18 protein-coding genes and 1 pseudogene are annotated in these 21,205 nt (G+C 60.0%); 16 read left to right on the top strand and 3 right to left on the bottom strand.

Annotation, left to right across the window (positions count from 1 at the left end):
- Positions 1 to 48 precede the first annotated feature (48 nt).
- Both QMK51_RS26580 and QMK51_RS26575 read left to right on the top strand, forming a co-directional pair.
- Positions 49 to 1,059, top strand: coding sequence for a class 1 fructose-bisphosphatase (locus QMK51_RS26580; protein ID WP_038978569.1), 1,011 nt, complete (start codon positions 49 to 51; stop codon positions 1,057 to 1,059).
- 3 nt (positions 1,060 to 1,062) lie between these two features.
- The gene (locus tag QMK51_RS26575) at positions 1,063 to 1,665 is read left to right on the top strand and encodes a DUF924 family protein (protein WP_320392523.1); all 603 of its coding nucleotides are present in this window, start codon (positions 1,063 to 1,065) and stop codon (positions 1,663 to 1,665) included.
- Positions 1,666 to 1,782: 117 nt separating this feature from the next.
- Here the strand turns inward: QMK51_RS26575 and QMK51_RS29110 are convergent, their stop codons facing one another.
- Together QMK51_RS29110 and QMK51_RS29105 are read right to left on the bottom strand one after the other, a co-directional pair.
- Positions 1,783 to 2,547, bottom strand: coding sequence for a methyl-accepting chemotaxis protein (locus QMK51_RS29110; RefSeq protein WP_408980649.1), 765 nt, complete (start codon positions 2,545 to 2,547; stop codon positions 1,783 to 1,785).
- 93 nt (positions 2,548 to 2,640) lie between these two features.
- Positions 2,641 to 3,663: pseudogene (locus tag QMK51_RS29105) on the bottom strand (cache domain-containing protein); the annotation flags it as partial.
- A gap of 294 nt (positions 3,664 to 3,957) precedes the next feature.
- Here QMK51_RS29105 and QMK51_RS26565 point away from each other — a divergent pair.
- On the top strand, positions 3,958 to 4,212 hold the full coding sequence (locus QMK51_RS26565; RefSeq protein ID WP_007907841.1) for a hypothetical protein: 255 nt from the start codon (positions 3,958 to 3,960) through the stop codon (positions 4,210 to 4,212).
- Positions 4,213 to 4,245: 33 nt separating this feature from the next.
- The gene (locus QMK51_RS26560) at positions 4,246 to 4,815 is read left to right on the top strand and encodes a lipocalin family protein (RefSeq protein WP_320392522.1); all 570 of its coding nucleotides are present in this window, start codon (positions 4,246 to 4,248) and stop codon (positions 4,813 to 4,815) included.
- A 122-nt stretch (positions 4,816 to 4,937) separates the two neighbouring features.
- Here QMK51_RS26560 and QMK51_RS26555 read toward each other — a convergent pair whose 3' ends face one another.
- Positions 4,938 to 6,302 (bottom strand): formimidoylglutamate deiminase, encoded by a 1,365-nt coding sequence (locus tag QMK51_RS26555; RefSeq protein ID WP_320392521.1) that lies wholly within the window; start codon positions 6,300 to 6,302, stop codon positions 4,938 to 4,940.
- A gap of 200 nt (positions 6,303 to 6,502) precedes the next feature.
- Here QMK51_RS26555 and hutC point away from each other — a divergent pair, with 200 nt between their 5' ends.
- From hutC to hutG, 12 genes are all read left to right on the top strand, one after another.
- Positions 6,503 to 7,171, top strand: coding sequence for a histidine utilization repressor (hutC, locus tag QMK51_RS26550; protein WP_320394568.1), 669 nt, complete (start codon positions 6,503 to 6,505; stop codon positions 7,169 to 7,171).
- A 27-nt stretch (positions 7,172 to 7,198) separates the two neighbouring features.
- Positions 7,199 to 7,768, top strand: a complete 570-nt coding sequence (locus QMK51_RS26545; protein ID WP_258697972.1) for a HutD family protein — start codon at positions 7,199 to 7,201, stop codon at positions 7,766 to 7,768.
- A gap of 452 nt (positions 7,769 to 8,220) precedes the next feature.
- Positions 8,221 to 9,909, top strand: coding sequence for a urocanate hydratase (gene hutU / locus QMK51_RS26540; RefSeq protein WP_320392520.1), 1,689 nt, complete (start codon positions 8,221 to 8,223; stop codon positions 9,907 to 9,909).
- Between the two features lie 82 nt (positions 9,910 to 9,991).
- The gene (locus QMK51_RS26535) at positions 9,992 to 11,464 is read left to right on the top strand and encodes a cytosine permease (RefSeq protein ID WP_320392519.1); all 1,473 of its coding nucleotides are present in this window, start codon (positions 9,992 to 9,994) and stop codon (positions 11,462 to 11,464) included.
- Positions 11,465 to 11,532: 68 nt separating this feature from the next.
- Entirely contained in the window at positions 11,533 to 12,501 is a 969-nt protein-coding gene (locus QMK51_RS26530; RefSeq protein WP_320392518.1) for an ABC transporter substrate-binding protein, read from the top strand.
- A gap of 70 nt (positions 12,502 to 12,571) precedes the next feature.
- Positions 12,572 to 13,423 (top strand): ABC transporter permease, encoded by an 852-nt coding sequence (locus QMK51_RS26525; RefSeq protein ID WP_008058061.1) that lies wholly within the window; start codon positions 12,572 to 12,574, stop codon positions 13,421 to 13,423.
- On the top strand, positions 13,420 to 14,250 hold the full coding sequence (locus QMK51_RS26520; protein ID WP_258697969.1) for a quaternary amine ABC transporter ATP-binding protein: 831 nt from the start codon (positions 13,420 to 13,422) through the stop codon (positions 14,248 to 14,250). Before QMK51_RS26525 ends, QMK51_RS26520 begins: the two co-directional genes overlap by 4 nt.
- A 133-nt stretch (positions 14,251 to 14,383) precedes the next feature.
- Positions 14,384 to 15,907 carry a histidine ammonia-lyase gene (hutH, locus tag QMK51_RS26515; RefSeq protein WP_320392517.1) on the top strand — a complete coding sequence of 508 codons (1,524 nt, stop codon included), beginning with the start codon at positions 14,384 to 14,386 and terminating at the stop codon, positions 15,905 to 15,907.
- A gap of 127 nt (positions 15,908 to 16,034) precedes the next feature.
- Positions 16,035 to 17,567, top strand: coding sequence for a histidine ammonia-lyase (gene hutH, locus QMK51_RS26510; RefSeq protein WP_320392516.1), 1,533 nt, complete (start codon positions 16,035 to 16,037; stop codon positions 17,565 to 17,567).
- 109 nt (positions 17,568 to 17,676) lie between these two features.
- A complete protein-coding gene (locus QMK51_RS26505; protein WP_320392515.1) occupies positions 17,677 to 19,086 on the top strand; it encodes an amino acid permease in 1,410 nt (469 codons plus the stop codon).
- A gap of 17 nt (positions 19,087 to 19,103) precedes the next feature.
- Entirely contained in the window at positions 19,104 to 20,309 is a 1,206-nt protein-coding gene (gene hutI, locus QMK51_RS26500; RefSeq protein WP_320392514.1) for an imidazolonepropionase, read from the top strand.
- Positions 20,310 to 20,319: 10 nt separating this feature from the next.
- Positions 20,320 to 21,120, top strand: coding sequence for an N-formylglutamate deformylase (gene hutG, locus QMK51_RS26495; RefSeq protein WP_320392513.1), 801 nt, complete (start codon positions 20,320 to 20,322; stop codon positions 21,118 to 21,120).
- Positions 21,121 to 21,205: the final 85 nt, after the last annotated feature.

Below are 21,205 nucleotides of genomic sequence, written 5' to 3'. Positions count from 1 at the left end.
CGTTAAACTGCACGGGTTTTTAGCCCCCCCATTCCTCCGGAGCCTTCCATGTCCCGCGTTACCCTGAGTCGCTATTTGATTGAGCAGACCCGCAGCAACAACACTCCTGCCGATCTGCGCTTCCTGATCGAAGTGGTGGCGCGTGCCTGCAAGGAGATCAACCACGCCGTGTCCAAAGGCGCCCTGGGTGGCGTTCTGGGCAGCATGGGCACTGAAAACGTCCAGGGCGAAGTGCAGAAGAAGCTCGACGTAATCTCCAACGAGATCCTGCTCGAAGCCAACGAATGGGGCGGTCACCTGGCCGGCATGGCGTCCGAAGAAATGGACAATGCCTACCAGATCCCGGGCAAATACCCGAAAGGCGCGTACCTGCTGGTATTCGACCCGCTGGACGGTTCGTCGAACATCGACATCAACGCCCCGGTCGGCACCATCTTCTCGGTACTGCGTTGCCCGAACGAATACCTGACCCAGAACGAACCCTTGAATGAAAAGGCCTTCCTGCAGCCAGGTACCCAGCAAGTGGCCGCCGGTTATGCGATCTACGGTCCGCAGACCATGCTGATCCTGACTTTGGGTGACGGCGTGAAAGGCTTCACCCTGGACCGTGAAATGGGCAGCTTCGTATTGACCCACGAAAACATCACCATTCCTGAAACCACCCAGGAATTTGCCATCAACGCGTCCAACCAGCGTCACTGGGAGGCACCGGTACAGCGCTACGTCGGCGAATTGCTGGCAGGCGACGAAGGCCCGCTGAAAAAGAACTACAACATGCGCTGGGTTGCCGCGATGGTCGCCGACGTGCACCGCATCCTGAACCGTGGTGGCCTGTTCATGTACCCACGCGACAGCCGCGAGCCGTCCAAGCCGGGCAAACTGCGTCTGATGTACGAAGCCAACCCGATGTCGTTCCTGGTGGAGCAAGCCGGCGGCGCCTCCACCGACGGCCACCAGCGCATCCTCGATATCCAGCCGGAAGGCCTGCACCAGCGTGTTGCGGTGTTCCTCGGTTCGAAAGAAGAAGTTGCCCGCGTCACGGCTTACCACAAGGAGTAAACCATGACCGCGCCCTGGCAGCCGTTACTCGAATGGTGGTTCGGATCTTTCGAATCACCCAACGAAATAGCGGCTGACAAGGGCAAGTTATGGTTCGGCAAGCGTGACAGTCAGGACCTCGAAGCGCGGATGCGTTTCGGGGACCTGGTCGAGCAGGCACTGGCCGGTGGATTGACCGAGTGGGCGCAACGCCCCGAAGGTTGGCTGGCTCTGGTGCTGTTGCTCGATCAACTGCCGCGTATGATCTTTCGCGATACTCCCAAATCCTTTTCCGGCGATCTCAGGGCTCAGGCACTGGTAGCGCAGGGCATTGCTGCGGATTTCGATCGGCAACTGCGACCGATCCAGCGGGTGTTTATCTACCTGGTGTTCGAGCATTGCGAAAATCTGGCCGTGCAGAACGAAGCGGTTTCGCGGTTTCTTGATCTGGTTGAACAGCAACCGGAGGCGGATCGGGCGGTGTTTGCCGATAACCTGGATTATGCCGAGCGGCATCAGAAGATCATTGCGCGGTTTGGGCGGTTTCCCCATCGCAATGTGGTGTTGGGGCGTGAGTCTACGGCTGAGGAGCTGGAGTTTCTTTCAGGTCCCGGATCCCGCTTCTAGCTTTTCGTTGTTGCTGATACCGCCATCGCGAGCAGGCTCGCTCCCACATGGATCTTTGTCGCTCTGGAGATCCACTGTGGGAGCGAGCCTGCTCGCGATGAGGTCATCAAGAGCGCCTTAGATCCTGAAGCTACCCACCAACTGCTTCAATCGCGCCGCCTGCTGCTCAAGGTCGGCACACGCACGCAAGGTCGACTGCAAGTTCTCCACACCTTCCTGATTCAGCGTATTGATTTCGGTGATGTCGACGTTGATCGACTCAACCACGGCCGTCTGCTCTTCGGTCGCGGTGGCCACCGACTGGTTCATCCCGTCAATCTCACCGATGCGCTGCGTCACGCTGCCCAAGCGTTCGCCGGCCTGGTTGGCGATGCCGACGCTGCTTTCGCTCTGGTGCTGGCTGTCGGTCATGGTGCTGACCGCTTCTCGGGCGCCGACTTGCAGCTCCTCGATCATCTTCTGCACTTGCTGCGCCGAATCCTGAGTGCGGTGGGCGAGGTTGCGCACCTCATCGGCGACCACGGCAAAACCACGGCCGGCTTCACCGGCACGGGCCGCCTCGATCGCCGCATTGAGCGCCAGCAGGTTGGTCTGTTGCGAGATGCTGGTGATCACTTCCAGAATCTGACCGATGTTCACTGTGTTGCTGTTGAGCGTTTCGATGTTGCCGCACGAATCGCTGATCTTCGCTGACAGTTGTTGCATCGCGGCGATGGTTTTATCCACTACTTGCTGACCGTCTTCGGCCAGGGCCCGCGCGTCGCTGGAGTGCTGGGAGGCGAGGGCGGCGTTCTGGGCGATTTCCTGGGCGGCGGCGCCCAGTTCGTTGATCGCCGCTGCCACGCTGCTGGTGCGCGAAGCTTGCTGGTCGGAGTTGAACATCGACGAGTTGGAGGCGGCCACTACCCGCAAGGCCACTTCGTTGACCTGGCCGGTGGCCGAGGACACTTCCCGGATCGAGGTATGGATACGCTCGACGAAACGGTTGAACGAGGTGCCCAGTGCACCGAATTCGTCCTGGCCGTGGATGGTCAGGCGTTTGGTCAGGTCACCTTCGCCCTCGGCGATGTCATGCATGGCGCGGCCCATGATCAGCAGCGGTTGCATCAGTACGCGGATCAACATGCCCAGCAGCGCGATGATGATCACCACGGCGATGACCATGGCAATAATCGCCGAAGTACGGAATTCGCTGAGCATCGAGAAGGCGGTTTCCTGATCCAGCACCAGTGCTACGTACCAGTCCGCCGAAGGCACACCGTTAATGTGGGTGAAGGAGATGAACTGGGCTTTGCCGTCCACTTCGACTTCTTTCAGCTCCGGGCTGATTTTTGGCGCGCCGTTGGGGTAGGCGTCGGCCAGGTTCTTGAGCACCAGTTTGCTGTCGGGGTGGATCAGGATTTTGCCGTCGGCGCTGACAATGAACGCATGGCCATGACCGCCGAAATTCAGCGAGTTGATGATCGCGCTGACGCTGGACAGGTCAATATCCGCGCCAGCGACGCCAATCATCTGGCTCTGGTGCTTCACCGGCGTGGCCACGGTGATCACCAGTTTGCCCGACGAGGCCGCGATATAGGGTTCGGTGACGATGGTCTGTTGTGCGCTATTGGCCGCTTTGTACCAGCCACGGGCACGCGGGTCGTAGTCCGCGGCGCGATTGCCGGCCGGGACCGAGAACATTACGCCATCGGTGCCGCCGAAGTAGCTCAGCTGGAAGTTGCTAGTGTAGGCCGGCAGGTCGATGGCGCGCTTGAGGTTGGCTTGGGCGCTGCCGTCCACCGCGATCTGCTGGGACAGCGATTGCAGCAATTGGATGCGGCTTTCCAGCCAGGTCTGGATGTTGCTGGTGGTCAGGCTGCCGAGTTCCTGCATCGAGGATTCGGTACTGCTGCGCAGGGTCTGCCGCTGGCGGTAATCGTTGAACAGGATGAAACAGGCAAATGCGACGGCCACCACGAGAGCGGCTGCCAGCAAGATCTTGTGGCTGAATTTCATATTTCTGGTCATTAAATGATCTACCGCGCAGGGGCTGGTCAGCAAAGAGGCGTCAATTTGCCACAGTAGAAGGCTTGGCGCTGCTTTTATGTCGACTGGCCAGCGCCAAAGATTAGGCGGGTTTGACGAAAACCGACGAAATACTCAACGACACGAGAAAGTGGCTGATTTATCGGCAAAAGCCTGACGGGCGGCCGAACAAATAGCCGGAGGGTCAGGGAACCAGACAGGGGTTTTCTCTTCTAAGCTTCAGCTTGGCAGCCATGCCATTTCCTTCGCACCAGGAGTTACACCATGTCGCTGCGATCTATCGCCTTGCTCTCGTTCTGCGTGTTGTTGGCCGCGTGCGGCAAGATCAATCAGGAAAACTACTCGAAGCTGTCGACCGGCATGCCCAAGGCCGAGGTTGAAACCTTGCTGGGCAAACCCACCGACTGCTCGGGCGCGCTCGGCATGTCCAGCTGCACCTGGGGTGACAAAAACAGCTTTATCAGCGTGCAGTACGCCGGTGACAAAGTGCTGATGTTCTCTGGCCAAGGCCTGAAATAAACCGGGGCTACGCGCCCACGGGAGAAAAAAATAATGAAGCGGTTACTGATCGTTCTTTTTGCCGGCCTGGTATTGGCCGGCTGCGCCACTTCTGGCGTAGATCCGTTGGCACCCAAGACCGTCAACACGGTCAACCTCAAGCGCTACCAGGGAACCTGGTACGAGTTGGCGCGTCTGCCGGTGTATTTCCAGCGTAACTGCGCGCAATCCGAAGCCCATTACAGCCTCAAACCTGACGGTGAAATGGCGGTGCTGAACCGCTGTCTGACGTCGGACTGGCAATGGGAAGAGGCCAAAGGTACGGCTTATCCACAGGTGCCCGGCAAGGCCGACAAGCTGTGGGTCGAGTTCGATACCTGGTTCTCGCGACTGATACCCGGTGTGTCGAAGGGAGAATACTGGGTGTTGTACGTCAGCGATGACTACAAGACCGCGATTGTCGGCGACCCGAGCCGCCATCATCTCTGGCTGCTGTCACGGACCCCGACGGTCAATGGCGTGGTGCGTGAAGAACTGCTGAGCAAGGCGCGTCAGCAGGGGTATGACACGACGCGGCTGATCTGGCGCACGTCGGATACCAAGATGGCGAAGACTTCGAATTAGGCTGCCGCTGAAGATCAAAAATGGTGGGAGCGAGCCTGCTCGCGATAGCGGAATGTCAGTCAACATATCTGTTGAATTTGACGGCCCTATCGCGAGCAGGCTCGCTCCCACATTTTTTTGCGTCAGCCCAAGAGGTCGCGCAGGACTTGGGTGAATGCGCGGTTGCTTTCTTCTTCACCGGCATGTCGCCCGTCACGCACGACCCATTGGCCGTTGACCAGCACATCCCGCACCTGGCGATCGCCGCCGGCAAACAACCACCGATTGAGAATTCCGTCGCCACTGGCCGTCGCCAGGTACGGATCGTTGCCGTCCAGCACCAGCCAGTCGGCACGTTTGCCGACTTCCAGGCCACCAATCGGTTGGCCCAATGCCTGGGCACCGCCATCCAGCGCTGCGTCGTACAGCGTGCGGCCGACCATCGGCTGATCCGCGCCATACAACCGATTACGCCGCTGATCGCGCAGACGCTGGCCATATTCCAGCCAGCGCAACTCTTCCACCACGCTCAACGACACATGGCTGTCGGAACCGATGCCCATGCGCCCACCCTGAGCCAGGAAGTCCACCGCCGGGAAAATCCCGTCACCGAGGTTGGCTTCAGTGGTCAGGCACAGGCCGGCGATGGCGCGGCTTTTGGCCATGAGCGTGACTTCTTCCGGGTTGGCGTGAGTGGCGTGGACCAGGCACCAGCGCTGATCGACTTCGGTGTTTTCGTACAGCCATTGCAGCGGACGACGACCGCTCCAGCTCAGGCAGTCGTCGACTTCTTTCTGCTGTTCGGCAATGTGAATGTGTACCGGGCACTGCTTGTCGCTGGCCGCCAGCACTTCGCTGATCTGCTGCGGTGTGACCGCGCGTAACGAGTGGAAACACAGGCCGAGCGACTGCGCCGGTTGCTGCGCCAGGATCGGCTGCAAGCGCGACTGAAGTTTCAGGTAGTTTTCGGTGTTGTTGATAAAGCGGCGCTGGCCTTCATTCGGGGCCTGGCCACCGAAACCGGAGTGGCTGTAGAGCACGGGCAAAAGGGTCAACCCGATACCGGCAGAGCTGGCCGCCTGGCTGATGCGCAGCGCCAGTTCGGCCGGGTCTGCATAAGGCTGGCCGTTATTGTCGTGATGTACGTAATGAAACTCCGCGACCGAGGTGTAGCCGGCCTTGAGCATTTCGATGTACAGCTGACGGGCGATGACGCCGAGTTGGTCCGGGCTGATTTTTCCGACCAGACGGTACATCAAATCACGCCAGGTCCAGAAACTGTCGTTCGGATTTCCCGCCACTTCCGCCAGCCCGGCCATGGCCCGCTGGAAGGCGTGGGAGTGTAAATTCGGCATCCCCGGCAGCAGCGGGCCGCTCAACCGTTCGGCGCCATCTGCGTGGGAATCGGCCTGGACATGGGTCAGTACGCCATCGGCGCTGACCTCAAGACGTACATTGTTGGCCCATCCACTAGGCAGCAGCGCGCGTTCGGCAAAGAAGGCGGACATGGTTCAGCACCCCATCGTGTGTTATTTGTATATACATATACAGACGTTTGCCTGCTCGGTAAACTCCGGCAAGCTAGCAACCTCTAACGAATGAACAAGGATTAACCGTGCCGACTCCCTCTGCCACATTGCCGCCGAATGCCAATCTGAGCGCCAATCTGGGCGACAGTCCGGCGCCCTTGTACGCCCGCGTAAAACAAATGATCACCCAGCAAATCGACAGTGGAAACTGGCCGCCGCACTACCGCGTTCCGTCGGAAAGCGAGTTGGTCAATCAGCTGGGTTTCAGCCGCATGACCATCAATCGTGCCCTGCGCGAGATGACCGCCGACGGCTTGCTGGTGCGTATGCAGGGTGTCGGTACGTTCGTCGCCGAGCCGAAAAGCCAGTCTGCCTTGTTTGAAGTGCACAACATCGCCGACGAGATCGCCTCCCGTGGCCATCGTCACACTTGCAAGGTGATCACCCTCGAAGAAGAGGCCGCCGGTTCCGAGCGGGCCCTGGCCCTGGACATGCGCGAAGGCCAGAAGGTGTTCCACTCGCTGATCGTGCATTTCGAGAACGATATTCCGGTGCAAATCGAAGACCGTTTCGTCAACGCGCTGGTGGCACCGGACTACCTCAAGCAAGACTTTACCCTGCAAACGCCTTACGCCTATCTGAATCAGGTTGCGCCGTTGACCGAAGGCGAGCACGTGGTCGAAGCGATTCTGGCTGAGCCGTCCGAGTGCAAGTTGCTGCAGATTGAAAAGGGCGAGCCGTGCCTGCTGATTCGTCGTCGCACCTGGTCTGGCCGTCAGCCAGTGACCGCCGCCCGTTTGATCCACCCCGGTTCCCGTCATCGTCTGGAAGGACGGTTTCATAAATAAAGAGCCATCAATAACAAAGAGATATAAATGGGTCAGTTGAAGGTTTTACGCGCTGAAGATTACCCGCGCATGCCGTGGAAAAACGGCGGCGGCAGCACCGAAGAAATCACCCGCGATACCGGTGTGGGCCTTGATGGTTTTGGCTGGCGCCTGTCGATTGCCGACATCGGCGAGTCGGGCGGGTTTTCCACTTTTGCCGGTTATGAGCGGGTGATCACCGTGCTGCAAGGCGAGGGCATGACCTTGCGCGTCGATGGTCAGGACACGCGGGCGTTGTTACCGCTGGACCCGTTTGCTTTCAGTGGCGAGAGTCACGTGTTCTGCGCATTGCTCGGCGGACCGATTCGCGATTTCAACCTGATTTATGCACCGGATCGTTACCGCGCGCGGTTGCAGTGGCTGGAAGGTAAGCAGCGGTTTTTTAGTGAGGCCGGGACTCTGCTGGTATTCAGTGTCAGTGAAGCGCTTGAAGTGAAGGTCGGTAACAGCGCATCGCAACTCGGTCGCCATGATTGCCTGCAACTGGATGGTAACGCCGGGCTGCTGGATATCTCTATCAAGGGTCAGTGCTGTGTGATCGAGCTGATCGCTCGCTGATCCAGCACCGGGTCGCCTCTATCGCGGGCAAGCGCGCTCCCACAGGGACATCATCGTACTTGTGGGAGCGGGCTTGCCCGCGATGCTTTTCAGGGCCTGAACCTCGTTTCCCATCGTGCACCACTTTGTTACCGAACGCCCCAGCGTGGCGCAAAACCCCGCTCAAGTAACAGCCTTCGCCCCTTCCGCCAAATCCCCTCGAAAAATTTCATCTGCGCCAGAGCCCTTGATCCAGGCGCTTTCCAGCCCTTTCAGAATTTTTCTTGAATGCTTATCCGGCAAGTTGGCCGCTTGATTGCATATGCTTGTATGTACAAGTAAAGACGTATGCGTATGAGTCGATCGAGACTCCTCGTAACGTCCACTGATTCGCTTGTGGCGCAACGATGCGCACAGGCTGGCTCGCCCACCGCCAGGGTTGGTTTGGATTTGATCGCTGAGGAGTCTTTTTCGTGACTGACAACACCCAGAAACCTACTAAATACCGCAATGTCGAAATCCGCGCTGCTCGCGGTAACAAGCTGACCGCCAAGAGCTGGCTGACTGAAGCGCCGCTGCGCATGCTGATGAACAACCTCGACCCGGAAGTCGCCGAGAACCCTAAAGAGCTGGTGGTTTACGGTGGTATCGGTCGTGCGGCACGCAACTGGGAATGCTACGACAAGATCGTCGAAAGCCTGACCAACCTGAACGACGACGAGACCCTGCTGGTGCAATCCGGCAAGCCGGTCGGCGTATTCAAGACCCACAGCAACGCCCCGCGCGTACTGATCGCCAACTCCAACCTGGTACCACACTGGGCCAGTTGGGAGCACTTCAACGAACTGGACGCCAAAGGCCTGGCCATGTACGGCCAGATGACCGCCGGCAGCTGGATCTACATCGGCAGCCAGGGCATCGTTCAGGGCACCTACGAAACCTTCGTCGAAGCCGGTCGCCAACACTACAACGATGACCTGAAAGGTCGTTGGGTCCTGACCGCAGGCCTCGGCGGCATGGGCGGCGCCCAGCCTCTGGCCGCAACCCTGGCCGGCGCTTGCTCGCTGAACATCGAATGCCAGCAGGTCAGTATCGATTTCCGTCTGAAAAGCCGCTACATCGATGAGCAAGCCACCGACCTCGACGACGCCCTGGCCCGCATTGCCAAATACACCAAGGAAGGCAAAGCGATTTCCATCGCCCTGCTGGGTAACGCGGCTGAAATCCTTCCTGAACTGGTCAAGCGCGGCGTGCGCCCGGACATGGTCACCGACCAGACCAGCGCCCACGACCCGCTCAACGGCTACCTGCCAGCCGGCTGGACCTGGGAAGAGTACCGCGCTCGCGCCAAGACCGAACCCGCCGCAGTGATCAAAGCTGCCAAGCAATCGATGGCTGTGCACGTCAAGGCGATGTTGGACTTCCAGAAAATGGGCGTGCCGACCTTCGACTACGGCAACAACATCCGTCAGATGGCCCAGGAAGAGGGCGTGGAAAACGCATTCGACTTCCCAGGCTTCGTACCGGCTTACATCCGTCCGCTGTTCTGCCGTGGCATCGGCCCGTTCCGTTGGGCTGCACTGTCGGGCGACCCGCAGGACATCTACAAGACCGACGCTAAAGTTAAAGAACTGATCCCGGACGACGCCCACCTGCACAACTGGCTGGACATGGCCCGCGAGCGCATCAGCTTCCAGGGTCTGCCGGCGCGTATCTGCTGGGTTGGCCTGGGCCTGCGCGCCAAGCTCGGTCTGGCGTTCAACGAAATGGTGCGCAGCGGTGAGCTGTCCGCACCAATCGTGATCGGTCGCGATCACCTGGACTCCGGCTCTGTTGCCAGCCCGAACCGCGAAACCGAATCGATGCAGGACGGTTCCGACGCCGTGTCCGACTGGCCACTGCTCAACGCCTTGCTCAACACCGCGAGCGGCGCGACCTGGGTTTCCCTGCACCACGGCGGCGGCGTCGGCATGGGCTTCTCCCAGCACTCGGGCATGGTGATTGTCTGCGACGGTACTGATGAAGCGGCCGAGCGTATCGCTCGCGTGCTGCATAACGACCCGGCGACTGGCGTTATGCGTCACGCCGATGCCGGTTATCAGATCGCGATCGATTGCGCCAAGGAGCAGGGACTGAACCTGCCGATGATTACCGGCAAATAACGCAATACCTTGTGGAAACTTGGCTCCCACATAAAGCGGCTTCCCGGTTGAACCCTAAATAACAATCCACAGAGGTTGAACAATGGCTGTTAATGACGATCGTGCAGGCAGTAAACCGTTGATCGAGAAACGTTCGATCGACTACATCCCGGAAGCGGAGAGACACGGTCGTCTGTTGAGCCAGTTCACCCTGTGGATGGGTGCCAACCTGCAAATCACCGCGATTGTCACCGGGGCCCTGGCCGTGGTGCTGGGCGGTGACGTGTTCTGGTCGTTGATCGGTCTGTTGATCGGTCAACTGCTCGGCGGTGGCGTAATGGCGCTGCATGCGGCGCAAGGGCCCAAGCTTGGCCTGCCGCAGATGATCTCCAGCCGGGTGCAGTTCGGCGTTTATGGCGCGGCCATCCCGATCGTGTTGGTGTGCCTGATGTACCTGGGCTTCACCGCAACGGGCACCGTGCTTTCCGGCCAGGCGCTGGGCCAGTTGTTTGGCGTCAGCGACAGCGTCGGTATCCTCATCTTCGCCAGCGTCATCGTGCTGGTCACGGTGCTCGGTTATCGGGTGATCCATTGGATCGGCCGTGTTGCCAGTGTCATTGGCGTGATTGCCTTTGTTTATCTGTTCAGCCGTCTGATGAGCCAGGTTGACGTTGGCGCACTGTTGCAAATCCGCCACTTCAGCTGGAGCAGTTTCTTGCTCGCGGTGTCGCTCGCGGCGTCCTGGCAGATCGCCTTCGGCCCCTACGTGGCTGACTATTCACGCTACCTGCCGAGCAAGACTTCCTCGGTGAAGACCTTTTTCGCTGCAGGCGCGGGTTCGGTCATTGGCGCACAGGTGGCGATGATCCTCGGCGTGCTTGCGGCCGCCTCGGCCAAAGGGCAGTTCGCCGGCCACGAAGTGGCCTACATCGTGGGTCTGGGCGGTACCGGTGCTACCGCTGCGCTGCTGTATTTCAGCGTCGCGTTCGGCAAGGTCACCATCTCCACGCTGAACTCCTACGGCAGCTTCATGTGCATTGCGACCGTCATCAGCGGTTTCCGTGGTGACCTGCGGGTAACGCGCTTGCAGCGTCTGGTGTTCGTGCTGGTCATCGTCGGTGCTGCGACCCTGATGGCGTTGCTCGGTCAGCACTCGTTCCTCGGTGCGTTCAAGTCCTTCATCCTGTTTTTGCTGGCGTTCTTTACACCATGGAGCGCGATCAACCTGGTGGACTACTACTGCATCACTCGCGAGCGCTATGACGTGCCGGCACTGGCCGATCCAAACGGTCGCTACGGCCGCTGGAACCCCCTCGGTATCAGCGTTTATGTCTTCGGTGTGCTGGTGCAACTGCCGTTCATCTCTACCAAGTTCTACACCGGTCCGCTGGTGGACGCTCTGGGTGGTGTGGATATTTCCTGGATCATCGGTCTGGTGCTTCCCGCAGGCCTGTATTACGTGTGCGCGAAAAAATGGCACAGCGCAGTACCCGATCACCTGATTCTGCCAGTCGAGCAGGACAGCGATGCAGCACCTATAAAAAGCGGGGCCGGTCGCGCTGCGGCGCAGGCCTGACTGGACGTGAACAGGGCTGGATGCCTCTTGACTGCCGTAAGCCAACTCATGATTAGGAGCGTCACACAATGAAATCGAACAAGACCCTGCTGACCACATTGCTTTCCATGGGCCTGTTGGCCAGTGCCGGCGCCACTCAGGCGGCAGGCTGGTGCGAATCGGGCAAACCGGTGAAATTCGCCGGCCTGAACTGGGAAAGCGCCATGCTGCTGACCGACGTGCTGCAAGTCGTGCTGGAGAAAGGCTACGACTGCAAGACCGACAGCCTGCCGGGTAACTCCATCACCATGGAAAACGCCCTGAGCAGCAACGACATTCAAGTGTTTGCCGAAGAGTGGGTCGGCCGCAGCGAGGTCTGGAACAAGGCTGAGAAGGCCGGCAAGGTAGTCGGTGTCGGCGCTCCGGTGGTGGGTGCCGTCGAAGGCTGGTACGTACCGCGTTATGTGATCGAAGGCGATGCCAAGCGCAAGCTTGAGCCGAAAGCCCCGGACCTGAAAAACATTGCTGATCTGGGCAAGTATTCCGCGGTGTTCAAAGACGCCGAAGAGCCATCCAAGGGCCGTTTCTATAACTGCCCGGCTGGCTGGACCTGTGAGCTGGACAACAGCGAAATGCTGAAAAGCTACGGCCTGGAAAGCACCTACACCAACTTCCGTCCGGGCACCGGCCCGGCACTGGATGCGGCGGTGCTGTCGAGCTACAAGCGTGGCGAGCCGATCCTGTTCTACTACTGGTCGCCAACGCCTCTGATGGGCCAGGTCGACCTGATCAAACTCGAAGAGAAACCAGGCGTGGACAAGCAAGTGACCATCAAGGTCGGCCTGTCCAAGACCTTCCACGAGCAAGCTCCGGAACTGGTGGCCGTGCTGGAAAAGGTCAACCTGCCGATCGACCTGCTGAATCAGAACCTCGGGCGCATGGCCAAAGAGCGGATCGAGTCGCCAAAACTGGCCAAGATCTTCTTGAAGGAACATCCTGAAGTCTGGCACGCATGGGTGAGCGAAGACGCAGCCAAAAAGATCGACGCGGCCTTGTAGGTCGAGTGTCTCCGACTGTCGGCAACGGCAGTCGGATGCTTGATCGCAACCCCTTGATTGAGAGCCTCTTATGTTTCCCGAAAGCTTTACCTTTTCCATCGCCGACTGGGTCAACGGTTGGGTCGATTCGCTGGTCACCAACTACGGCGACGTGTTCCGCAGCATCTCCGACACCCTGTTGTGGGCCATCGTCAATCTAGAAGGGCTGCTGCGCGCGGCGCCCTGGTGGCTGATGTTGGCGATCGTGGCGGGCGTGGCCTGGCACGCGACCCGCAAAGTCGTGACCACGGCGGTTATCGTCGGCTTGCTGTTCCTGGTGGGCGCGGTCGGCCTCTGGGACAAGCTGATGCAGACCCTGGCGCTGATGATGGTGGCGACGGTCATCTCGGTGCTGATCGGCATTCCGCTGGGCATTCTCTCGGCGCGCAGCAATCGCCTGCGTTCGGTGCTGATGCCGCTGCTGGACATCATGCAGACCATGCCGAGCTTCGTGTACCTGATTCCGGTGCTGATGCTGTTCGGTCTGGGCAAGGTCCCGGCGATTTTTGCCACGGTGATCTACGCCGCGCCGCCGCTGATCCGCCTGACCGATCTGGGCATTCGTCAGGTCGACGGTGAAGTGATGGAAGCGATCAACGCCTTCGGTGCCAACCGCTGGCAGCAACTGTTCGGCGTGCAACTGCCGCTGGCCCTGCCGAGCATCATGGCCGGGATCAACCAGACCACCATGATGGCCCTGTCGATGGTGGTAATCGCCTCGATGATCGGTGCCCGTGGCTTGGGTGAAGACGTGTTGGTGGGGATTCAGACCCTCAACGTCGGACGTGGCCTTGAAGCCGGTCTGGCGATCGTGATTCTGGCAGTGGTGATCGACCGCATTACACAGGCGTACGGTCGTGCACGGCATGAGGTGAGCAAATGAGCAACGCAGCCATCAGCAAGATCGAAGTCAAAAACGTCTTCAAGATTTTCGGCAACCGCTCCAAGGAAGCGCTGGGCATGATTGGCCAGGGCAAAACCAAAGACCAGGTGCTGGCTGAAACCGGCTGCGTGGTCGGTGTGAACGACCTGTCGCTGAGCATCAGCACCGGCGAGATCTTCGTGATCATGGGTCTGTCCGGTTCTGGCAAGTCGACTTTGGTGCGCCACTTCAATCGCCTGATCGACCCCACCAGCGGCGCGATCCTGGTGGACGGCGTGGACATCCTGCAATACGACATGGAAGCCCTGCGCGAATTTCGTCGGCACAAGATCAGCATGGTGTTCCAGAGCTTCGGCCTGCTGCCCCACAAGACCGTGCTGGATAATGTTGCTTACGGCCTGAAAGTGCGTGGCGAGAGCAAGCAGATGTGCGCCGAGCGTGCGCTGCACTGGATCAACACCGTGGGCCTGAAGGGCTACGAAAACAAATACCCGCACCAGCTCTCGGGCGGCATGCGCCAGCGTGTGGGCCTGGCTCGTGCACTGGCGGCGGATACCGACATCATCCTGATGGACGAAGCCTTCAGCGCCCTCGACCCGTTGATCCGCGCCGAAATGCAAGACCAGTTGCTGGAACTGCAAAAGACCCTGCACAAGACCATCGTGTTCATCACCCACGACCTCGACGAGGCCGTGCGCATCGGCAATCGCATCGCGATCCTCAAGGATGGCCGGCTGATTCAGGTTGGTACGCCACGAGAGATCCTGCATTCGCCGGCGGATGAGTATGTAGACCGGTTCGTACAGCGGCGGGCGGCGGTGGTTTAAAGGTTTGCGGCGGTTGTGCCGGCCTCTTCGCGAGCAGGCTCGCTCCCACAATTGGAATGCGTACCCTGTGGGAGCGAGCCTGCTCGCGAAAGCGTCGGCAAAGCTGCATCAATATTCAGGTAAGAGGTCAAAGATGTCCCAGGCTGAAAAAATCGTTATCGCCGATGCCCCGTTGCGTTGGCAGGATGTGGTCGCAGTCGCCCGCCATGGCGCACAGCTCGAGCTGTCGCCCCAAGTCTGGGCGCGGATCGAGAATGCTCAGGCGATCGTCCAGCGCATCGTCGTCAGCGGCGAGCGCGCATATGGCGTCAACACCGGCCTCGGCGCGCTGTGCAATGTCTCGCTCAAAGACGAGCAACTCAGCCAATTGTCACGCAACACCCTGCTCAGTCACGCCTGTGGCGTTGGCACGCCACTGGCCGACGAACAGACCCGCGCAATCATCTGCGCCGCTATTCGCAACTATAGCCATGGCAAATCCGGCATTCATCGCCGCGTGGTCGAAGCCCTGCTGGCGCTACTCAATCGCGGCATCACCCCGCAAGTGCCGTCTCAGGGGTCGGTCGGTTACCTGACCCACATGGCCCACATCGGAATCACTCTGTTGGGTGTCGGCAATGTCAGCTATCGGGGGCAGATCGTTTCTGCGCAGCAAGCCTTGGCCGAAGAGGGGCTGCAACCGGTGCAACTGGGCGCTAAAGATGGCTTGTGCCTGGTCAACGGCACGCCATGCATGACCGGCCTCAGCTGTCTGGCGCTCGCAGATGCAACCCGACTCGTGCAGTGGGCCGACGTGGTCGGTGCCATGAGCTTCGAAGCCCAGCGCGGCCAGATCGCGGCATTCGACGCCGAGATCATCGCGCTTAAACCCCATCCGGGCATGCAGCAGGTGGGAATCAACCTTCGCGCCTTGCTCGATGGCAGCGAAGTGATCGCCAGCAGCAAAGGTATTCGCACTCAGGATGCGTTGAGCATCCGCTCGATCCCGCAAGTTCACGGTGCGGCTCGCGATCAGCTCGAACACGCGAAAAAGCAGATCGAAACCGAACTCAACGCTGTCACCGACAACCCGATGCTGCTGGGCACGCCGGACAACTACCGCGTCGTGTCCCAGGCCAACCCCCACGGCCAATCGGTTGCGTTGGCCGCTGACTTGCTCGCCATCGCCATGGCAGAAATCGGCTCCATCGCCGAGCGTCGCCTGGACCGCTTGATCAACCCGCACGTCAGCGGTCTGCCGGCGTTTCTGGTGGCCAACCCCGGGGTGAATTCCGGGATGATGATCGTCCAGTACGTCGCCGCATCCCTGTGTGCGGAAAACCGTCAATTGGCGCAACCGGCGGTGCTCGACAACTACGTCACCTCGGGCTTGCAGGAAGACCACTTGAGCATGGGCACCAACGCGGCGCTGAAGCTGCATCGCGCATTGGAAAACTGCACGCAGATTCTCGCGATTGAATATTTGCTGGCATCCCAGGCTTTTGAATTCCTCAAAGAGCAACGCTTTGGCGCGGGCACCGATGCCGCATGGCGTCTGCTGCGTGAGCGGGTTCCGGCCTACGACCAGGACCGCTGGCTGGCACCGGACATTGCTGCCGCTGCCAGTGTTTTGAAAGACCCGATTTTGTTGCACAAGGCTTTACCTAACCTCAACTGATTTCGACAAACACCAGCGTGCCAAGGCGCGGCTCCCCAATGGGCAGCCGCGACGGACAACGGACATCTCCGGAGCGTCTGGTAAGTTCTCTTCATAGAAAAGAAGAAACTCTCAAAAGGAGCACAAAATGACTGCACTTAACCTGATTCCCGGCCAACTGAGCCTTGCCCAACTGCGTGATGTTTATCAGCAACCGGTCAAAATCACCCTCGATAACAGCGCCTCGAGCCAGATCGAAGCCAGCGTTGCCTGCGTGGAACAGATCCTCGCCGAGAACCGCACGGCTTACGGCATCAACACCGGTTTCGGCCTGCTGGCTTCGACCCGTATCGCCAGCGAAGACCTGGAAAACCTGCAGCGCTCGCTGGTGCTGTCCCACGCCGCTGGCGTCGGTGAGCCGATCAGCGACGCCCTGGTGCGGCTGGTCATGGTGCTCAAGGTCAATAGCCTGAGCCGTGGTTTTTCCGGCATTCGTCGCGTGGTGATCGATGCACTGATCGCCCTGATCAACGCCGAGGTTTACCCGCACATTCCATTGAAAGGTTCGGTGGGTGCATCCGGTGATCTGGCGCCTCTGGCCCATATGTCCCTGGTGCTGCTGGGCGAAGGTAAAGCTCGCTACAAAGGCGAGTGGATGCAAGCAACCGAAGCGCTGAAAATCGCCGGTCTGACCCCGTTGACCCTGGCTGCCAAAGAAGGTCTGGCGCTGCTCAACGGCACTCAGGTTTCTACCGCTTATGCATTGCGCGGTTTGTTCGAAGGCGAAGACCTGTTTGCTGGTGCCCTGGCCATTGGTGGTATGACTGTTGAAGCCGTGCTGGGCTCGCGCTCGCCGTTCGACGCGCGCATCCACGCCGCGCGCGGTCAGAAAGGCCAGATCGACGCCGCTGCCGCTTACCGCGATCTGCTGGGCGAGCGTAGCGAAGTGTCCGACTCGCACCAGAACTGCGAAAAGGTCCAGGACCCGTACTCCCTGCGCTGCCAGCCGCAAGTCATGGGCGCCTGCCTGACTCAGTTCCGTCAGGCCGCCGAAGTACTCGCGATCGAAGCCAACGCTGTCTCCGACAACCCGCTGGTGTTCGCCGCTGAAGGCGACGTGATCTCCGGCGGTAACTTCCACGCCGAGCCGGTGGCCATGGCCGCCGACAACATGGCCCTGGCCATTGCCGAAATCGGTTCCCTGAGCGAACGCCGCATCTCGCTGATGATGGACAAGCACATGTCGCAACTGCCGCCGTTCCTGGTGGCCAATGGCGGTGTGAACTCCGGTTTCATGATCGCCCAGGTGACTGCTGCGGCATTGGCCAGCGAGAACAAGGCGCTGTCCCATCCGCACTCGGTGGACAGTCTGCCGACGTCGGCCAACCAGGAAGACCATGTTTCCATGGCTCCGGCGGCGGGCAAGCGTCTGTGGGAAATGGCCGAGAACACGCGTGGGGTTCTGGCGGTTGAATGGTTGGCGGCGGCTCAGGGGCTGGACCTGCGCGACGGTCTGAAAACCTCGCCAAAACTGGAAAAAGCCCGCGCCATCCTGCGTGCTGAAGTGCCGTTCTATGAGAAGGATCGCTTCTTTGCACCGGACATCAATGCGGCCAGTGAGTTGTTGGCCACGCGTTGCCTGAATGACCTGGTGACGGCGAAGTTGCTGCCTAGTCTGTAATGGCCTTTTCGCGAGCAGGCTCGCTCCCACATTGGAATGCATACCCCTGTGGGAGCGAGCCTGCTCGCGATACGATTTTGAGTCGAATAAGAATAATTAAGGACGAGAAATGCAACAGCCAGCAAAAGGTTTGAAACGCGGGCTCTCTGCCCGACATATTCGCTTCATGGCGCTGGGGTCGGCTATCGGCACCGGGCTTTTTTACGGTTCTGCCTCGGCCATACAAATGGCCGGGCCTGCGGTATTGCTCGCTTACCTGATCGGTGGCGCGGCGGTGTTCATGGTCATGCGCGCCCTCGGCGAGATGGCGGTGCATAACCCGGTGGCCGGCTCATTCGGCCAGTACGCCAGCACCTATCTGGGGCCGATGGCGGGCTTCATCCTCGGTTGGACCTACGCATTTGAAATGGTCATCGTCGGTATGGCCGACGTGACCGCGTTCGGTATTTACATGGGTTTCTGGTTTCCGGAAGTCGCCCGCTGGATCTGGGTGCTGGGTATCGTTTCGGTGGTCGGCGGCTTGAACCTGTGCAACGTCAAAGTCTTCGGTGAAATGGAGTTCTGGTTGTCGCTGCTCAAGGTCGCGGCCATCGTCGCGATGATCCTGGGCGGTTTCGGCATCATGCTGTTCGGCATCAGCAATGCGCCCGGCGCCCAGGCGACCGATATCAGCAACCTCTGGACCCAGGGCGGCTTCATGCCCAATGGCGTGGGCGGCTTGATCGCCTCGTTTGCGGTGGTGATGTTTGCCTTTGGCGGTATTGAAATCATCGGCGTTACCGCCGGCGAAGCCAAAGACCCGCAGCATGTGCTGCCTCGAGCGATCAATGCCGTACCGTTGCGTATCTTGCTGTTCTACGTGCTGACGATGCTGGTGCTGATGTCGATCTTCCCGTGGCAGCAGATCGGTAGCCAAGGCAGCCCGTTCGTGCAGATTTTCGACAATCTGGGTATCAGCTCGGCGGCTACCATCCTCAACATCGTGGTGATCTCGGCGGCGGTGTCGGCCATCAACAGTGACATCTTCGGCGCTGGCCGGATGATGTACGGATTGGCTCAGCAAGGGCACGCACCCAAAGGCTTTGCCCGCTTGTCGCGCAATGGCGTGCCATGGATGACCGTGGTGGTCATGAGTGCCGCGCTGTTGCTGGGCGTGCTGCTGAACTACCTGATTCCGGAAAACGTCTTTCTGTTGATCGCCTCCATCGCCACCTTTGCGACGGTGTGGGTCTGGTTGATGATTTTGTTCACCCAAGTGGCCATGCGTCGTTCCATGAGCCGCGAACAGGTTGCCCAACTGAAATTCCCGGTGCCGTTCTGGCCCTACGCGCCGATGGCGGCGATTGCCTTCATGTTGTTCATCTTTGGCGTGCTGGGCTATTTCCCGGACACCCAGGCGGCTCTGATCGTCGGTGTGGTCTGGATTGTATTGCTGGTGCTGGCCTACCTGACGTGGGTGAAACCGGCGGCGGGCAAGGCAGTACCGGTGGAGCGGGAACCTTCTTTTTCTCATCGATAACCTAACGGAGGCCACGGATGAAAACTCTCTGGCAACACTGCCACGTCGCAACCATGGCGCAAGGCGTCTACTCGATCATCGAGGACGCGGCCATTGTGACGTCAGGTGCGCACATTGAGTGGCTTGGTCCACGCGGCGAACTGCCGTCGGGCGAGTACCCGGCCGTCAATGACCTCAACGGGGCCTGGGTCACCCCGGGCCTGATCGACTGCCACACCCATACGGTGTTCGGCGGTAATCGCAGCGGCGAATTCGAGCAACGTCTGCAAGGCGTCAGCTACGCGGAAATCGCCGCGGCTGGCGGTGGCATCGCCAGCACCGTGCGCGCCACCCGTGCCGCCAGTGAAGACGAGCTGTTCGCCAGCGCCGCCAAGCGTCTTAAAAGCCTGATGCGTGATGGCGTCACCACGGTCGAGATGAAGTCCGGCTACGGCCTGGACCTGGCCAGTGAACGCAAGATCCTGCGGGTCATCCGTCGTCTCGGCGTCGAGCTCCCGCTCAGCGTGCGCAGCACCTGCCTGGCCGCTCATGCCTTGCCACCGGAATACGCGGATCGGGCCGACGACTACATCGATCATATCTGCAGCGAAATGCTCCCGGCCCTGGCCGCCGAAGGGCTGGTGGATGCGGTGGATGCTTTCTGCGAATACCTGGCGTTTTCGCCGGCGCAGGTCGAGCGGGTGTTCATTACCGCACAGAAACTCGGCTTGCCGGTGAAGCTGCATGCCGAGCAATTGTCGTCGCTGCACGGTTCGAGCCTGGCGGCGCGCTACCACGCACTGTCCGCCGATCATCTGGAGTTCATGACCGAAGACGACGTCATCGCCATGGCCAAGTCCGGCACCGTCGCGGTATTACTGCCCGGCGCGTTCTACTTCCTGCGGGAAACCCAATTGCCGCCGATGGAAGCCTTGCGCAAACACGGCGTAAAAATTGCCATCGCCAGCGACCTCAACCCGGGCACTTCGCCGGCGTTGTCGTTGCGCTTGATGCTGAACATGGCCTGCACCTGTTTGCGCATGACCCCGGAAGAGGCCCTGGCTGGCGCGACTATTCATGCCGCTACCGCGCTGGGCATGGGCGAGACTCATGGTTCGCTGGAAGCCGGCAAAGTCGCAGACTTCGTCGCCTGGCAGATTGATCGACCGGCCGACCTGTCGTACTGGTTGGGCGGCGACCTGGAAAAACGCGTCGTGCGTCACGGCGTCGAAACAAGCGTTTAGGAGAGCAGTTGTGGATAAGGTTCTGAACTTCAAACAAGGCCGTGTGCCGCTGCTGATCAGCATGCCCCACGCCGGCCTGCGCCTGACCCCGGCGGTCGAAGCCGGGTTGATTCCCGACGCGAAAAGCCTGCCGGACACCGACTGGCACATCCCAAGGCTTTACGAATTCGCCGCCGAGCTGGGCGCCAGCACCCTGGCGGCCGAGTACTCGCGGTTTGTCATCGATCTGAACCGGCCGTCCGACGACAAGCCGTTGTATGTCGGCGCCACCACCGGTCTGTATCCGGCGACGCTGTTCGACGGTATTGCGTTGTTCCGTGAGGGCATGGAGCCGTCCGCGGCGGAACGAGCGACTTATCTGGAGCAAATCTGGACGCCGTACCACCGCACCTTGCAAGAGGAGCTGGCACGACTGAAGGCTGAGTTCGGCTATGCGCTGCTGTTCGATGCGCACTCGATCCGCTCGATCATCCCGCACCTGTTCGACGGCAAATTGCCGGACTTCAACCTCGGCACCTTCAATGGCGCCAGTTGCGATCCACAGTTGGCCACTCAACTGGAAGCGATCTGCGCGAAGCACCTCGATTACAGCCATGTGCTGAACGGTCGCTTCAAGGGCGGGCACATCACCCGGCATTACGGCAACCCGGCCGAAAACATTCATGCCGTGCAGCTGGAGTTGGGGCAGTGCACGTACATGGAAGAGTTCGAGCCGTTCCGTTACCGCCAGGATTTGGCTGAGCCGACGCAAGTGGTGCTCAAGGAGTTGTTGCAAGGGTTGTTGGCGTGGGGCGAAAAGCACTACAGCTGACTGATCGTTCCCACGCTCCGCGTGGGAATGCCTCTAGGGACGCTCCGCGTCCAGTGACGCGGAGCGTCACGGGCTGCATTCCCAC

It is taken from the genome of Pseudomonas sp. P9_31, assembly GCF_034008235.1.
In the GTDB taxonomy this organism is placed as follows: domain Bacteria; phylum Pseudomonadota; class Gammaproteobacteria; order Pseudomonadales; family Pseudomonadaceae; genus Aquipseudomonas.
Note: the sequence above shows the minus strand (reverse complement) of the source record. Positions and strands in the feature narration are given on the sequence as shown.